The sequence below is a fragment of the Caulobacter sp. DWR3-1-2 genome (assembly GCF_049896225.1).
GTDB lineage: Bacteria > Pseudomonadota > Alphaproteobacteria > Caulobacterales > Caulobacteraceae > Caulobacter.
The window spans coordinates 287,487-303,077 of the sequence record NZ_JAFCTW010000005.1 but is presented as its reverse complement, the minus strand read 5'-3'; the positions used below and the strand labels follow the sequence as shown (position 1 = coordinate 303,077).

Sequence of the window (15,591 nt, the reverse complement as noted above, 5' to 3'; positions counted from 1 at the left end):
CCTCGACCCTTCTCTGACTTTCGGAATGTCTGCTTCCTGGCGACCGCCCGCATCCGCCCCGGATGCGGCCACGCCTTAAAGCCTTGGTGGATCGGAGCTCTGGCGTCTGACGATGTCAAGGTTTCAAGGCGAGTCCATGCAACAGGCCGGTCCTACTCTCCGCGCCGGCTAGGCTGGGGGGGTTGGCGATGCTTCGCGGCCCAAGTCGACGCGAACGGAGCGCGATTGGAGACCCGCTCTCCGCTGGTGGGCTTACCCTTCGGCCGCGGCGCCGACCCCGAACTGGATCCAGACGGCCTTGTCCTTGAAGTTCTTCTGGATGAAGGCCAGGTGAACCTCGCGTTCTTCCTCGGTCGAGCGCGGGGCCAGGGGCCGGGCTCGCGAGCCGTAGGAGCCGGCCCGGGCGGCCGAGACAGCGTTGATCGCCACCACCGCCGTCAGTTCCAGGGCCCGTTCCTTACCGCCTTGCAGTTCGAGATAGACCTCGGCCAGCAGGTGGGCGTCGATCAGGGCGCCGTGCTTGTCGCGGCTGTCGAGGCTGATCTTGAAGCGTTTGCACAGCGCGTCGAGCGAATTGTACATGCCCGGAAAGCGCTTCTTGGCCATGGCCAATGTGTCGACCCAGCGGCTCTCCGGCAGCGGCCCGCGGTTGCACTTCTCCAGCTCGAAATTGACGAAGCTGCGGTCGAAGGCGGCGTTGTGGGCGATCACCGGGCTGTCGCCGACGAACTCCAGGAAACGGTCGGCGATGTCGTGGAACTTGGGCTTGCCGGTCAGGAACTCGATCGAAAGACCGTGCACCTTCTGGGCCTCGGCCGGCATGTCGCGCAGCGGGTCGCAATATTCGTGGAACGACCGCCCGGTGGGCATGAAATCGACCACCTCGATGCAGCCTATTTCCACCAGCCGGTCGCCGGTCTTCGGATCAAAGCCGGTGGTTTCGGTATCGAGGATGATTTCCCGCGCCATCGGACTCTAATGAGCGTGTTCGGCGCCGCCTTCAAGCGGAGCCACGGCGCGAAGACGAGCCAGGATGTCGCGGACCTGGCCGCGGGCGTGGTCCAGGCCCTGCCCCGTATCGATCACGAAGTCGGCCCGCGCGCGCTTTTCGGCGTCGGGAGTCTGGCGCGCCAGTATGGCCTCGAACTTGGCGGGCTCCATGCCGGTCCGGGCCAAAACCCGCTCCCGCTGCATGCCGACCGGGGCCGAGACCACCACGACCTTGTCGACCTTCTTGTCGCCACCGGTCTCGTAGAGCAGGGGAATGTCGAGCACCACGATGTCGGCGCCCTCGCTTTCCGCCTCCTCGAAGAACCCGACGCGGTCGGCGCCGACCAGGGGATGCACGATCGATTCCAGGATCTGCAGGGCTTCAGGATTGGCGACCACCGCCTGGCTCAAGCGGGTTCGGTCGATGGCGCCGTCGATCACCACGCCTGGAAAGGCCGCCTCGACCGGAGCCACCGCCGCCCCGCCGCTGGCATAGAGCGCATGCACGGCGGCGTCGGAATCGTAGACCGGCACACCCTCATCGGCGAACATCTTCGACGTCGTCGACTTGCCCATGCCGATCGATCCGGTCAGGCCCAGGATGATCATCGGGCGGCCTCGCCCAGCCGCGCCAAAGCCAGGGCGCGGACGTCTACCGAGATCGGCGGTTTCACCCCGAAAAACGCCTCGAAGCTGGGGACGGCCTGGCGCAACAGCATCTCCAGGCCATCCACGGTGCGCCGACCGGCCGCCTCGGCGCGTCTCAGGAATTCCGTGTGCAGGGGCTTGTAGACCATGTCCACGACCACGGCGTTTTTAGGTGTCAGCTCCAACCGTGCCGCGGGTCCGGGTCCGCCGCCCAGGCCCAGCGACGTAGCGTTGATCACCAGGCCGGCTTGGCCGAGCAGAGCCTCGAGTTCACCGTCCGACACCGCCTCGACCACGCCGCCGATGGAACGGACGATGGCTTCGGCCCGAGCCACGGTGCGGTTGACGATGCTGATCCTCGGCGCGCCCGCCAGGGCCAGGGCGGCGGCCGCGCCGCGGGCCGCGCCGCCCGCACCGAGGATGATCACCGGCGATAGGGCCAGATCGAACCCCGGGGCCTGGGCCGCGATCGCCTGGATCAGGCCTGGACCGTCGGTATTGTCGGCGCGGATGGTTCCGTCGGCCTCGAAGATCAGCAGGTTGGCCGCGCCGGCCACTCGGGCCAGGTCGCTGCAATGGTCGGCGCAGGCCAGGGCCTGTTCCTTGAAGGGGATCGTGACATTGAGGCCGCGGATCGCGCCGCCCCTCAGGCCCTCGACGAAAGCCTCGAAATTCTCCTCGCCCGGCGCGAAGGGCACGTACGCGGCGTCCAGGCCGGCGGCGGCGATCCAGGCGTTGTGGATCACCGGGCTCATCGAGTGGCGGATCGGCTGGCCGCAGACGCCAGCGACGATCGCGGCTCCCGTCGTGGTCGCGCTCATGTCGGGAGGGCTCCGTGCAGCCTGAGGAAGTCGAACAGGCCGGTGACCGGCAGGCCCAGTATGGCGAAATAATCGCCGTCGATCCGCTCAAACAACTGCACGCCTTCGCCCTCCAGCAGATAGCAGCCGACCGACCACAGGATGTCGGGGCTGTTGCGTTGCAGATAGCCGTCGAGCCAGGCGTCGCTGAAGTTTCGCACCGACAGCCTGGAGGTCTCGACGATCCGCCAGATCGGTTGGCCGTCGCGCGCCACGACCACGGCCGAGTGCAGCTTGTGGACCTTGCCCCGCATCTGGATCAATCGCGCGCGGGCCGCTTCGACCGTATCGACCTTGTCGATCAGCGCGCCGTGCAGTTCCAGCGTCTGGTCCGAACCGATGACCAGGCCGGGCCGCTTGGTCGAGACCTTGAACGCCTTCAATTCGGCCAAGGCGTCAGCCACTTCGCGGGGGCTGGCGCCCTCGGCCAGCAGTCCGGCCTTGGCGGCCTCCTCATCGACGCCCGAACCAACGGCTTCGAAGGTCACGCCGGCGTTGCGCAGGATCGCCATCCGCGCCGCGCTCTTCGACGCCAGGGTAATGGGTGGTGAGCTCATCCCAGAACCTCGACCTGGCCACGGCCGCCCGACAGCAGGTTGATGATCGCCGCCGCCGTCTCCTCGACCGAGCGGCGGGTGACGTCGATGATCGGCCAGCCCTGTTTCTCGAACAGTCGGCGCGCGGCGATGATTTCGGCGCGCACCGCGTCGGTCTCCACATAGTCGCTCTCGCGGTTCTCCTTCAGCGACAGCAGGCGGTTGCGACGGATCTGGATCAGACGCTCGGGCGTGGTCATCAGGCCGACGATCAGGGTGTTTTTCAGGGTGAACAGCTCTTCGGGCGGCGGACGACCCGGCACCAACGGCACATTGGCGGCCCGCACGCCGCGGTGGGCGAGGTAGATGCAGGTCGGGGTCTTGGAGGTGCGCGAGACGCCCACCAGGATGACGTCGGCCTGGGTCAGGTCCTGGCCGCCTTGGCCGTCATCATGGGCGATGGCGTAGTCCAGCGCCTCGATCCGGTCAAAATAGTCATTGTTGAGGGCGTGCTGGGCCCCGACCCGGGTGGAGATCCGGGCGCCCAGATAGCGCGACATGGCGCTGACCACGGGATCGAGGGCGGCGATGCAAGGCATTTCCAAACGCCGGCAACCCTCTTCAAGGGCCGCGCGCAGGGTCGGGTCGATGATGGTGTGCATCACCACCCCCGGCGCCCCGCCGATTTCCTTCAGGGCCCGGTCCAATTGGCGCGTGGAACGGACAAGCGCGTAGATGTGTTCGATCGGCAGGATGTCGGTGAAGCGCGCGCAGACCGCGCGGGCCATGGCGTTCAGGGTCTCGCCCGTCGAGTCCGACACCAGGTGGATATGGAAGTAGGTGGCGAACCGCGGCGCGGCCCGCTCGCTCTCACCGGGGCCGGTTTCCTGTGGATCATCCGTTAACGGTTGCTTAACCACGTGCCTTGCCTCTGGGGGTGAACGTGGGTGAATCCCGCGCCGCTACGGCCCTTGCCGCACCCCCTGTGTTAAACGGTCACGTTGACGCCGGACAATCCCCAGTCTCAGTTTGCACCCACAAGGGTGATGTCGCGATTCTCCCAAGCGCGGGATGAGTCCGCGCTCAGGGTTAGGACGCTGTTCACCATCTTAACGTTTCGTTAGGGATTTCGAAGCGCTAGCGGATTATCCCCACAGTTCACAGGCTCACGCCCACATGTGGGTCATGTTGGGACGGATCTGCGACGGGCGGGGGGCATGGTGCATCGCAACGGGGTTTTCCCCGTTAGGCACTTGCCCATCACCTTCTGCAAACTTCCTTAAAAACTTATTAAAAGAATGAAGAAGGGAAGAGAGACCTCCGGGGAGATACGGGCTTGAGCCCGAGCGCCTGACGGGATTTAACACCCTCATGACCACGCCTCAAAAGCCCAAGCTCCTTTCCGTCCTGGATGGCCAGAAGGCTGAGCGACCGCCGGTGTGGTTCATGCGCCAGGCGGGGCGTTATCTGCCGGAGTACCGGGCGGTGCGCGCCACCGAGCCGACCTTCATCAATTTCTGTCTAAATCCGGAAAAGGCCGCCGAGGTCACGCTGCAGCCGATGCGGCGGTTTCCCTATGACGCGGCCATCGTCTTCGCTGACATCCTGCTGATCCCCCAGGCCTTGGGCCAGAAGGTGTGGTTCGAGGCGGGTGAGGGTCCCAAGCTGGGCGAGCTGCCATCGATTGAGTCGATGGCCGAGCTGACCGGACAGGCGGGCCAGGCGCTGGGCGCGGTGGGCGAGACCCTGAGCCGCGTGCGAGCCGCCCTCGAGCCGGAGCGCGCCCTTATCGGTTTCGCCGGCGCGCCTTGGACGGTGGCGACCTACATGATCGAAGGCGGTTCCAGCGACCGCTCTGGCGCGCGAACCTTCGCCTACCAGAATACCGAGATCCTTGACCGACTGATTCAGGTGCTGGTCGATGCGACGATCGATTACCTGGCCATGCAGGCGGCGTCCGGCGCCCAGGTGCTGAAGCTGTTCGAGAGCTGGGCCGAGGGCTTGTCCGAGCCGCTGTTCGAACGGCTGGTGATCAAGCCGCACACCGCCATCGTCGAAGGCCTGCGGGCTCGGGGCGTGACCACGCCGGTGATGGGCTTCCCGCGCGGGGCAGGCGCCTTGGTCGAGCGCTATGCTCGCGTCACGCCGGTGCAGGGCGTGGCGCTGGACACCCAGGCCTCGGCCGAGCTGGGCCAGACTATCCAGAAGACCAAGACCATCCAAGGCGCGCTGGATCCGCTGCTGTTGCGGGCCGGCGGCGACGCCCTGCTGGCGCGGGTCGATCAACTGCTCGAGCAGTGGGGTGATGGCCCCTACATCTTCAACCTGGGGCATGGCATCCTGCCCGACACGCCGATCGCCCATGTCGAAGCAGTACTAGCCCGGGTCACTGGCAAGTGAGCCCCCTTAGCGGGAACAGGCGCAAGATCGCCGTCGTCCTGTTCAACCTGGGCGGCCCGGACGGCCAGGACTCGGTGCGGCCGTTCCTGTTCAACCTGTTCCGTGACAAGGCGATCATCGGCCTGCCCGCGATCGCGCGCTATCCTCTGGCGGCGCTGATCTCCACCACACGCACCAAGCTGGCCCAGGCCAATTACGCGATCATGGGCGGGGGTTCGCCCCTGCTGCCGGAAACCGAAAAACAGGCGAGCGCGCTGGAAGCCGACCTGGCCGCCCGTTTCCCAGACGCCGAGACCCGATGTTTCATCGCCATGCGCTACTGGAAGCCGCTGACCGACCAGACCGCAAAGGCGGTGAAGGCCTTCGCCCCGGATGAGGTCGTGTTGCTGCCGCTTTACCCCCAGTTCTCGACCACGACGACGGGCTCTTCATTGCAGGCCTGGAAGAAGGCCTATGCGGGACCGGGCCGAATCTCGACCGTCTGTTGCTATCCGACACACGAGGCTTTCATCCAGGCCCATGCCGAGCTGATCCAGGCCGCCTATGACAAGGCTGGCCGGCCCGGGCCAGCCCGTCTGCTGTTCTCGGCCCATGGCCTGCCGGAAAAGGTCATCCTGGCCGGCGATCCCTACCAGCAGCAGATCGAAGCCACCGCCGCAGCAGTCATGGCGCGGCTCGGCGCGGGTTGGGACTGGCGGGTGACCTATCAGAGCCGGGTCGGCCCGATGAAGTGGATCGGTCCGTCGACCGAGGAGGAGATCAAGGCCGCCAGCGAGCAGGGCCTGGCCCTGGTGATCACGCCGATCGCCTTTGTCTCCGAACATATCGAGACCCTGGTCGAGCTCGACCACGAATATCGCGACGTGGCCATCAAGGCCGGCTGCCCCGCCTATGTCCGGGCGCCCGCCTTGGGCGTCACGCCGAAGTTCATTGGCGGTCTGGGCCAGATCGTCCAGAACGCGCTTGCCGCCGCCGAGCCCATCGTCACCGCCTGCGCCTGGCGTTGTGGCGGCGATCGAACCCAATGCCCCAACAAGCAGGGAGCCCAGGCGTGATCGATTTGCTGGCGCCGTACTTCAACCTGATCCGCGGCCTGCACATCATCTTCGTTATGGCCTGGATCGCCGGTATGCTGATCCTGCCGCGTCTGTTCATCTATCACATGAGGGCCACGCCAGGCTCGGACATGGACGGGGTGTTCAAGCTGGCCGAGCTGCGGACCATGAAGATCATCATCAACCCGGCGATGATCCTGGCCCTGCTGATGGGCCTGTTGCTGGGCATGATCGACAGCGAGCGCCTGGGCCACGACTTCGTCCTGCAGCCCTGGGCCCTGACCAAGATCGCCGCCCTGATCTTCCTGTTCGCCTGGCACGGCTTCATGTCGAAATCCCGCAAGCGCTTCGCGGATGGGACCAACACCCGTTCGGAGAAGTTCTGGCGGATGACCAATGAACTGCCGTTCCTGGCGGCGATCGTCATCGTGCTGTCGGTGACGACGAAGTTCCTGAGCCACTGACGCCCGCGGCTCCGCTTGACCCGGCGGTCCTGCTGTGGTTCCCATCCAAAAGGCGCGGCGCCCAGGTTCCGCGATCCTGACCTCTACGGGCTGGTGCTCGTCCTGATGCGCCCCTGGAGCCTGGCTCCGAAGTCCGTTCCCCAGATCCGATACGCGCCGTCGTCATGGCGCGACCCCTCGCCGCCCCTCGCGACGAGACCATCAGAACCAAGGCACGGCTCGCGGTTTCGCGGGCCGCGCGACGTTGAGTGTCACCATGACCGACCAGACCGAAAACCAGAACGACAGCGCCAACGAGGCTGAAGAGCCGATCGTCGATACGACGACCCTGGCCGCCTCGGTCGATCCGCAGGGCGATGACGCCGGCGGCGACGAAGAATCCGAAGTGGGCGCCACTGTTGCGGCGATGGGCCTGAAGACCATGTCCCTGCAGGAACTGAAGGAGAAATCCCCAGCCGACCTGCTGGCCTTCGCCGAGACCTTCGAGGTCGAGAACGCCAACTCCATGCGCAAGCAGGACATGATGTTCGCGATCCTCAAGACCCTCGCCGAGGAAGGCGTGGAAATCTCGGGCTCGGGCACCATGGAAGTTCTGCAGGACGGGTTTGGCTTCTTGCGTTCACCGGAAGCTAATTATCTTCCTGGTCCAGACGATATCTATGTGTCGCCCTCGCAGATCCGCAAGTTCGGCCTGCGGACCGGCGACACCATCGACGGCGCCATCCGCGCGCCGCGCGAAGGCGAGCGCTACTTCGCCCTGACCGGCGTGACGCTGATCAATTTCGAGAGCCCCGACAACGTCAAGCACAAGATCCACTTCGACAACCTGACGCCGCTCTATCCCGAAGAGCGACTCAACATGGAACTGCCCGATCCGACCATCAAGGATCGTTCGGGCCGGATCATCGACATCGTGGCGCCGCTGGGCAAGGGGCAACGCTGCCTGATCGTGGCCCCGCCGCGCGTCGGCAAGACGGTGATGTTGCAGAACATCGCCAAGTCGATCGAAACCAACCATCCGGAAATCTACCTGATTGTCCTGCTGATCGACGAGCGCCCGGAAGAAGTCACCGACATGCAGCGGACGGTGAAGGGCGAGGTCATCGCCTCGACTTTCGACGAGCCGGCGACCCGCCACGTTCAGGTGGCCGAGATGGTCATCGAGAAGGCCAAGCGCCTGGTCGAGCACAAGCGTGACGTCGTCATCCTGCTGGACTCGGTCACCCGTCTGGGTCGGGCCTACAACACCACCGTCCCGTCGTCGGGCAAGGTGCTGACCGGCGGCGTCGACGCCAACGCCCTGCAGCGTCCCAAGCGCTTCTTCGGCGCGGCGCGGAATGTGGAGGAGGGCGGCTCGCTGTCCATCATCGCCACCGCCCTGATCGACACCGGTAGCCGTATGGACGAAGTGATCTTCGAAGAGTTCAAGGGCACCGGCAACTCGGAAATCATCCTGGACCGCAAGGTCGCTGACAAGCGCATCTTCCCGGCCATCGATGTGCTGAAGTCCGGCACCCGTAAGGAAGAGCTGATCACCCCGCGCGACCAGCTTCAAAAGACCTATGTGCTACGCCGTATCCTCAACCCGATGGGCGCTTCGGACGCCATCGAGTTCCTGCTCGAGAAGATGCGCCAGTCGAAGACCAACGGCGATTTCTTCCAGTCGATGAATACCTAGAACCCATTGTCGCACGTGAAACATCAGGGGCGGCGGGATTGGTCCCGTCGCCCTTTTTCAATCTTCGTCCGTGCGTTCTGACGCGCGCCGGTCACGGGATCAGCAAGGTCGCGCCCGTCGTCCGTCGACCTTCCAAAGATTCGTGCGCGGCCCGGGCCTCGGCGAGTGGGAAGCTCTGGCCGACCTTGATCTTCACCTCGCCCGACGCCAGCACGGCGAACAGGGCCGCAGCGCTTTCGTCGAGCTCTTCGGTCGTTACGATATAGTCGAACAGCCTGGGCCGGGTCAGGAACAGCGACTTGCCCGCCAGCTCCAGCGGGGTGATCGCGGGCGCTGGCCCGGAAGCGTTGCCGAAAGTGGCCAGAACGCCGCGTCGACCTAGGCTCTTGAGGCTGGCCTCGAAGGTGTCCTTGCCGACGCCGTCATAGACGATGGCTACACCCTGGCCGCCGGTGATCTCGGCGACCCTGGCCGAGACGTCCTCCTGGCCGTACAGGATCACATGGTCGGCGCCGTGATCACGGGCGAGGGCGGCCTTGGTCTCGGACCCAACCGTCGCGATGACCGTCGCGCCCAGCGCCTTGGCCCACTGGACCAGGATCGACCCGACGCCGCCGGCGGCGGCATGGATCAGCGCGGTCTGACCCGCTTCGATCCTGTGGCAGCGCCGAACCAGGAACTCGGCGGTCATACCCTTCAGCAGTACCGCCGCCGCCGTTTCGAGGCTGACCGTGTCCGGGACCTTTACCGCTCGGTTGGCGGGAACCATGGCGGCCTCTGCATAGGCGCCGAGCGTGCCGTTATAGGCGACGCGGTCGCCGACGACGAACCGGGTAACGCCGTCTCCAACTGCCTCGACGATCCCCGCCGCCTCAAGACCCAGCACAGCCGGCATCTTCATCGGATAGAGGCCGCTGCGGTGATAGGTGTCGATGAAGTTCAGCCCCACCGCCTGGTGCCGGACCAGGATCTGGCCAGGCCCAGGCGAAGGGACCGGGAGATCGACGCGCTCAAGCACCTCGGGACCGCCGGCGCGGGCGGCTTGTATGGCCAGCATGACGGTCAGCCCAGCTTGGACTTGAAGAAGGACAGGGTGCGCGCATTGGCCCTACCCGCGGCGCTCGCGTCGTAGTGCTCGCCGCCCACCCGGGCAAAGGCGTGATCGCAACCGGGATAGGTTTGAACCTCGATCTGCAGATGGTCCTTCAGCGCGCCCAGGATCACCTTCTGCGCTTCCTTCGGCACGAATTGGTCTTCCTCGGCGATGTGCATCAGCAGCGGACGGGCCAGTTTGTCAGCCTCGCCGACATGTTTCTCGATTCCGACGCCGTAATAGGCGACGGTGACGTCGCTGTCGGTGCGGGCCGCGGTCAGGAAGGCCAGCAGCCCGCCCAGGCAGTAACCGAGCGCTCCGACCTTGCCATTGACGGCGGGCAAGGCGCGGGCGGCGGCGATGGTCGCGGCGATGTCCGAGACGCCGGCCTCGACGTCGAAGGCGTTATAGAGCTCGAAGGCCCGCTTCCATTCGGCTTCGCTCTGGTCGGTGATGTCGATACCCGGTTCGATGCGCCAGAAAAGATCGGGGCAGATGGCCATGAAGCCCTGGGCCGCGAGGTTGTCGCAGACATCGCGCATGACCTTGTTGACACCGAAGATTTCCTGGATGACGACGATCGCCGGCGCCGGCGCCGGCGCCGGCTCGGCCGAAGGGCGCGCCACATAGGCCGAGAAGGCGCCGTCCGGGGTGTCGATCGTGAGGGTCTCACTCATGGGGGCTCTCCGTATCCGCAAGGCGTCGATGGGACTTTCGACCAAAGCGCTCTAACGTGGTCCGACGCGCCTGACGCATAACAATGTCGTGCCCTACCCGAAGGGAACCAACCATGAAGATGACTATCGAGATCGATTGCACGGCTGTCGAGGCGCGAGCCTTTCTCGGCCTTCCCGACGTGACGGCGCTGAATGACCATATGGTCAAGGAGATGCAGAGCCGCATGGATGCGAACATGGCCATGCTGGCGCCCGAAGAGCTGATGAAGAACTGGATGGCGTTCGGTAGCGGCGCCCAGGACCAGTTCCGCAAGCTGATGACGGCGGCGGCCGGCGCCGCGGTCGGGGGCATGGGCGGCAAGCGCGAATGAACGACACGATCTACGCGCCGGCCACCGGCGCGGGGAAGGCGGCGGTGGCCGTCATTCGGGTGTCGGGCCCGCGTTCCGGCGGCGCCGTCCGCGCCCTGGCGGGAGCCCTGCCCAGGCCGCGTCGGGCGGCGCTACGACAGCTGAGCCATGCTGGCGTCGCCCTCGATGACGCTTTGGTTCTGTGGTTCGAGGGCCCTGCGAGCTATACCGGCGAGGACGCCGCCGAGTTTCACGTGCATGGCGGCCGCGCCGTGGTCGAGGCTGTGCTGCAGGCCTTATGCGCCGAAGGCCTGCGACTGGCGGAGCCGGGCGAGTTCACGCGCCGCGCTTTCGAGAATGGCAAGCTGGACCTGACCCAGGCCGAGGGCGTGGCCGACCTCATTGACGCCGAGACCGAGGCGCAGCGCCGTCAGGCGCTTGGGCAACTGGGTGGCGCGCTGAGCGAGCGCTATGAGACGTGGCGGGAACTCCTCGTCCAGACGCTGGCCATGTTGGAGGCCGCCGTGGATTTTCCTGACGAAGATCTCCCCGAAGATGTCGCGGGGCGTGCGCGCCCAGGCCTAGAGCTTCTTGAAGCAGAGATTGGCGTGGCGTTGAGCGACGCCGCGCGAGGTCGCCGGGTTCGAGACGGCTTTCGCATCGCGCTCGTCGGGGCTCCGAATTCCGGCAAGAGCACCTTGCTCAATGGCCTGGCGGAACGCGACGCCGCCATTGTCACCTCAACGCCAGGGACCACGAGAGACATCATCGAGGTCCCGATGATCTTGGGCGGCTACAAGGTCCTGGTGGCGGACACCGCGGGTCTACGGGCCACTGAAGACACCATCGAGGCCGAGGGCGTTCGCCGGGCTCAAGCCTGGGCGCGCGAGGCCGACCTGCGACTATGGGTCGTCGACGCTTCGATGTTCCACGTGAAACAAGGCGACGACTACGACGTCACCCGCCCCGGAGACTGGGCGGTGATCAACAAGATCGACATCGTCGACAAGGCTCGGCTCGGCGAGGTGCGTGATGCCCTGTCCGCCCGGGGGTTCCTTGTCGTCGAGATGGCCGCCCGGAAGCCAGGGGGCGTGGAAGCCGCGCGAGCGGCGTTGGCGTCCCACGTGGTTGACGCTCTGTCTGGCGCGGAGTTCCCCGCCGCGACGCGCATCCGTCACGCCGAAAGCCTGACCGAGGCCCGCCGCTTTATACAACGCGCCCTGTCCGATGTTGGTCTGGAGGTGGAGCTCGCGGCAGAGGACGTCAGGCTCGCCGCGCGCGCCCTGTCCCGCATCACGGGCCGGATCGATCCCGAGGATGTTCTCGACCGCGTGTTTTCAAGCTTTTGCATCGGCAAGTGATGTTCCACGTGAAACATCGCCTTGAACCATCCACAGCCTAATCACAGATGTATGGCGACTGTTTCACGTGGAACAGCCGCGACCGACTCGCCCACGCGGTGAGTCCCGCGTATAGGGTACTCTACGCCCCCCTGAGACGGGGGCGTTCGCATTGAGGCGCGCCGCTTGTCCAACACCTGGGATGTCATTGTCATCGGCGGCGGTCACGCTGGCTGCGAAGCCGCCTCTGCGTCGGCCAGGGCCGGCGCGCGCACGCTGTTACTGACCCACAAGCTCGAAACCGTCGGCGAAATGTCGTGCAACCCGGCCATCGGCGGGCTGGGCAAAGGCCATCTGGTGCGCGAGATCGACGCCTTGGATGGCCTGATGGCGCGGATGGCGGACAAGGCCGGCATCCAATATCGACTCCTGAACCGCTCCAAGGGGCCCGCCGTGCGCGGCCCCCGTTCCCAGATCGATCGTAAGCTCTATCGCGAGGCGGTGCAGGCCGAGCTGTTTTCCCACGTGAACCTGGACGTGATCGCCGCCGCCGCTGAGGACTTGATCGTCGAGGGCGGCGTCGTCGCCGGTGTGGTTGACGGGGAGGGCGGCGCCTATCGCGCGCCGCGCGTCGTGCTGACCACGGGCACCTTCTTGAAGGGCGTGATCCACCAGGGCCAGACTCGCACCCCGGCCGGCCGTGTAGGCGACGCGCCTTCGATCGGCCTGTCGGACCGGCTCTACGCGCTCGGCTTTGACATGGGCCGCCTCAAGACGGGCACGCCCGCGCGGCTGGACGGCAAGACCATCGCCTGGGATCGCCTGGAAATGCAGGCCGCCGACGAGGACCCCGAGCCGTTCTCGTTTCTCAATTCCACGGTGGACGTGCCCCAGATCCAGTGCGGCATTACCTATACGACCGCCGAGACCCACAAGATCATCGCCGACCGCCTGGGCGAATCCGCCGTCTATGGCGGCCGTGCCACCGGGATCGGCCCGCGCTATTGCCCCTCGATCGAGGACAAGGTCGTCCGCTTCGCCGACAAGACCAGCCACCAGGTCTTCTTGGAGCCAGAAGGCCTGGACGACGACACGGTCTATCCGAACGGCATATCGACCTCGGTCTCGCCCGAGACGCAATTGCTGTTCCTCCGCACCATGCCGGGCCTCGAGACCGTCGAGGTCATCCGGTATGGCTATGCGATCGAGTACGACTATGTCGACCCGCGCGAGCTCTACCCGACCCTTGAGGCCAAGCGCCTGGCCGGACTCTACCTGGCGGGTCAGATCAACGGCACGACGGGTTATGAGGAAGCGGGCGCCCAAGGCCTGGTCGCCGGCCTGAACGCCGCGCGGGCGGGGCAGGGCAAGGAGCCCGCGATCTTCGCCCGCGATGAGGCCTATATCGGCGTGATGATCGACGACCTGGTCACCCGGGGCGTCACCGAACCCTATCGCATGTTCACCAGCCGCGCCGAGTTTCGCCTGGTGCTGCGGGCCGACAACGCCGACCAGCGCCTGACCGATCGCGGCCTTGAACTGGGCTGCGTGGGGAAGGACCGTGCAGCCGCCTGGTCCATGAAGAAGGCCGAGCTTGCGGCCGTTCGGGCCTTTGCCCGTTCGGTCAATCTGACGCCGGCCGCCGCCGTGAAGGCCGGCTTCAAGGTTAATGCCGACGGCCAGCGCCGCGACGTCCTGGCCATGCTCGCCCTGCCGGAGGTTACGCTCGACGGCCTGACCTCGGTATGGCCGGAGATTTCCACGTGGAGCCCGATGGCCCGCGAGCAGATCGAGATCGAGGCGGCCTATGCCGGCTATCTCGACCGCCAACGCATCGACGCCGAAGCCTTCCGCAGGGAAGAGGATCTGCGCCTGCCGGGCGATCTGGACTACGCCTTGGTGGGCAGTCTGTCGAACGAGGTGCGCGAGAAGCTGCAGCGCGTCAAACCTCTCACCCTGGGCCAGGCGGCCCGTATCGAAGGCGTGACGCCAGGAGCCCTGACGGCGCTGCTGGCCCATGTGCGGCGCGCCCGTGCAGCCTGATCCCATGACCGACCTGATCATCGAACCGCTCGAGCCCCTCGACGCAGCCGCCTTCCAGCGGTTAACGGCATGTAGCGAGGCCCAGCTGTCCGACCTGCGGCGTTTTCAAGCCCTGCTCACCGAGTGGAACGCCGTGATGAACCTGGTGGGGCCGGCCTCGCTACCAAACTTCTGGAACCGCCATGCCTGGGACAGCGCGCAACTTCTGAAGCTGGAGCCCGAGGCCAGAATCTGGGCCGACCTGGGCGCCGGCGCTGGCTTGCCGGGCGTGGTGCTGGCGATCCTGTTGAAGGACACGCCGGGCGCCAAGGTCCATCTGATCGAGAGCATGACCAAGCGTTGCAAGTTCCTGCACGCGGTGGTCGATGACCTGAAGCTGCCCGCTGAGGTTCATAACGGTCGCGCCGAGGAGCTCGACCTCAAGGTCGATGTCGTCACGGCTCGGGCCTGCGCGCCGATGGTCAGACTTCTGGGTTACGCCCAGCCCTACCTGAAGCGCGGCGCGACGGGCTGGTTCCTGAAGGGACAGGATGTCGATGCGGAACTGGTCGAGGCCGCGACCTATTGGAAATTCGAGTCCGACCTGCGGCCCTCCCTGAGCGACCCGCGAGGCCAGATCGTGCAAGTGAAAGGGCTTAAAAGTGTCCGTAAAGTCTGACCAACCGCTGCGCGTCCTGGCGATCGCCAATCAGAAGGGCGGGGTCGGCAAGACCACCACCGCGATCAATCTGGGCACGGCCCTGGCGGCCTGCGGCGAACGGGTGCTGCTGATCGACGCCGATCCGCAGGGCAATTGCTCGACGGGCCTGGGCATCACCCGCATGCAGCGCAAGACCACGCTCTATGACGTGTTGATGGGCGAGAAACCGGTCGTCGACGCCGCGGTCCGCACCGAGCTGCCGGGCTTGGACGTCATTCCCGCCGACGCCGACCTGTCGGGCGTCGAGATCGAGCTTGGCCAGGTAGCGCGCCGGTCCTACCGTTTGCGCGACGCCCTGGAGCCGCTCCGCGCCGGCGGCCCCTACACCTATGTGCTGATCGACTGCCCGCCCTCGCTGAACGTGCTGACCGTCAACGCCATGACCGCCGCCGACGCCGTGTTCGTGCCGCTGCAGTGCGAATTCTTCGCTCTGGAGGGCCTCACTCAGCTGATGCGAACCATCGAACGCGTGCGCGGCAGCTTGAATCCCAAGCTGGAAATCCAGGGCGTGGTGCTGACCATGTACGACCGCCGCAACAGTCTGTCCGACCAGGTGGCGCGGGATGTTCGGCAACACTTTGGCGACAAGGTCTATGACGCGGTCATACCCCGCAACGTCCGGGTGTCCGAGGCACCGTCGTTCGGTAAACCCGTGCTGCTCTATGATCTGAAATGCGCCGGCAGCCAGGCTTACCTGCGTCTGGCGCGCGAAGTGATCACGCGTGAAAAGTCACGGTTGGCCCAAGCGGCGTAGAGC

The 15,591-nt window shown here is 65.9% G+C and carries 16 protein-coding genes; 9 read left to right on the top strand and 7 right to left on the bottom strand.

Translation table 11 applies throughout. The features are described 5' to 3' along the window. Positions 1–252: 252 nt before the first annotated feature. The 5 genes from dnaQ to ACP696_RS10065 are packed head-to-tail and all read right to left on the bottom strand — an operon-like array spanning position 253 to position 3,954. A complete protein-coding gene (gene dnaQ, locus ACP696_RS10085) occupies positions 253–969 on the bottom strand; it encodes a DNA polymerase III subunit epsilon (RefSeq protein ID WP_426010408.1) in 717 nt (238 codons plus the stop codon). 6 nt (positions 970–975) lie between these two features. Beyond that, entirely contained in the window at positions 976–1,599 is a 624-nt protein-coding gene (coaE, locus tag ACP696_RS10080) for a dephospho-CoA kinase (RefSeq protein ID WP_426010407.1), read from the bottom strand. Further along, complete coding sequence (gene aroE / locus ACP696_RS10075) at positions 1,596–2,459, bottom strand: shikimate dehydrogenase (RefSeq protein ID WP_426010405.1); 864 nt, start codon at positions 2,457–2,459, stop codon at positions 1,596–1,598. Before aroE ends, coaE begins: the two co-directional genes overlap by 4 nt. Then, positions 2,456–3,055 (bottom strand): Maf family protein, encoded by a 600-nt coding sequence (locus ACP696_RS10070; protein ID WP_426010403.1) that lies wholly within the window; start codon positions 3,053–3,055, stop codon positions 2,456–2,458. Before ACP696_RS10070 ends, aroE begins: the two co-directional genes overlap by 4 nt. Further along, positions 3,052–3,954, bottom strand: coding sequence for a pyruvate, water dikinase regulatory protein (locus tag ACP696_RS10065; RefSeq protein WP_426010401.1), 903 nt, complete (start codon positions 3,952–3,954; stop codon positions 3,052–3,054). The genes ACP696_RS10070 and ACP696_RS10065 overlap by 4 nt, the downstream gene beginning before the upstream one ends. 451 nt (positions 3,955–4,405) lie before the next feature. Here ACP696_RS10065 and hemE point away from each other — a divergent pair, with 451 nt between their 5' ends. The 4 genes from hemE (at position 4,406) to rho (ending at position 8,631) form a co-directional block, all read left to right on the top strand. Then, positions 4,406–5,434: a uroporphyrinogen decarboxylase gene (gene hemE / locus ACP696_RS10060; protein ID WP_426010399.1), complete on the top strand. Its 1,029-nt coding sequence runs from the start codon at positions 4,406–4,408 to the stop codon at positions 5,432–5,434. Then, positions 5,431–6,489, top strand: a complete 1,059-nt coding sequence (gene hemH, locus ACP696_RS10055; protein ID WP_426010398.1) for a ferrochelatase — start codon at positions 5,431–5,433, stop codon at positions 6,487–6,489. The genes hemE and hemH overlap by 4 nt, the downstream gene beginning before the upstream one ends. Beyond that, positions 6,486–6,953 carry a CopD family protein gene (locus ACP696_RS10050; protein WP_426010397.1) on the top strand — a complete coding sequence of 156 codons (468 nt, stop codon included), beginning with the start codon at positions 6,486–6,488 and terminating at the stop codon, positions 6,951–6,953. The genes hemH and ACP696_RS10050 overlap by 4 nt, the downstream gene beginning before the upstream one ends. A gap of 256 nt (positions 6,954–7,209) precedes the next feature. Next, positions 7,210–8,631 carry a transcription termination factor Rho gene (rho, locus tag ACP696_RS10045; protein WP_426010395.1) on the top strand — a complete coding sequence of 474 codons (1,422 nt, stop codon included), beginning with the start codon at positions 7,210–7,212 and terminating at the stop codon, positions 8,629–8,631. 91 nt (positions 8,632–8,722) lie between these two features. Here rho and ACP696_RS10040 read toward each other — a convergent pair whose 3' ends face one another. After that, complete coding sequence (locus tag ACP696_RS10040; protein ID WP_426043750.1) at positions 8,723–9,688, bottom strand: quinone oxidoreductase family protein; 966 nt, start codon at positions 9,686–9,688, stop codon at positions 8,723–8,725. A 5-nt stretch (positions 9,689–9,693) separates the two neighbouring features. After that, positions 9,694–10,401, bottom strand: a complete 708-nt coding sequence (locus ACP696_RS10035) for a dienelactone hydrolase family protein (protein ID WP_426043749.1) — start codon at positions 10,399–10,401, stop codon at positions 9,694–9,696. 113 nt (positions 10,402–10,514) lie between these two features. On the opposite strand from ACP696_RS10035, the gene ACP696_RS10030 reads away from it, so the two are divergent. The 5 genes from ACP696_RS10030 (at position 10,515) to ACP696_RS10010 (ending at position 15,588) form a co-directional block, all read left to right on the top strand. Beyond that, positions 10,515–10,772 (top strand): DUF6489 family protein, encoded by a 258-nt coding sequence (locus tag ACP696_RS10030; protein ID WP_426010391.1) that lies wholly within the window; start codon positions 10,515–10,517, stop codon positions 10,770–10,772. Next, complete coding sequence (gene mnmE / locus ACP696_RS10025) at positions 10,769–12,112, top strand: tRNA uridine-5-carboxymethylaminomethyl(34) synthesis GTPase MnmE (RefSeq protein ID WP_426010390.1); 1,344 nt, start codon at positions 10,769–10,771, stop codon at positions 12,110–12,112. The genes ACP696_RS10030 and mnmE overlap by 4 nt, the downstream gene beginning before the upstream one ends. 165 nt (positions 12,113–12,277) lie before the next feature. After that, on the top strand, positions 12,278–14,134 hold the full coding sequence (gene mnmG, locus ACP696_RS10020) for a tRNA uridine-5-carboxymethylaminomethyl(34) synthesis enzyme MnmG (RefSeq protein WP_426010388.1): 1,857 nt from the start codon (positions 12,278–12,280) through the stop codon (positions 14,132–14,134). Between the two features lie 4 nt (positions 14,135–14,138). Next, positions 14,139–14,792 carry a 16S rRNA (guanine(527)-N(7))-methyltransferase RsmG gene (rsmG, locus tag ACP696_RS10015; protein ID WP_426010387.1) on the top strand — a complete coding sequence of 218 codons (654 nt, stop codon included), beginning with the start codon at positions 14,139–14,141 and terminating at the stop codon, positions 14,790–14,792. Next, positions 14,776–15,588, top strand: a complete 813-nt coding sequence (locus tag ACP696_RS10010) for a ParA family protein (protein ID WP_426010385.1) — start codon at positions 14,776–14,778, stop codon at positions 15,586–15,588. The genes rsmG and ACP696_RS10010 overlap by 17 nt, the downstream gene beginning before the upstream one ends. The last annotated feature ends 3 nt before the right edge of the window (positions 15,589–15,591 follow it).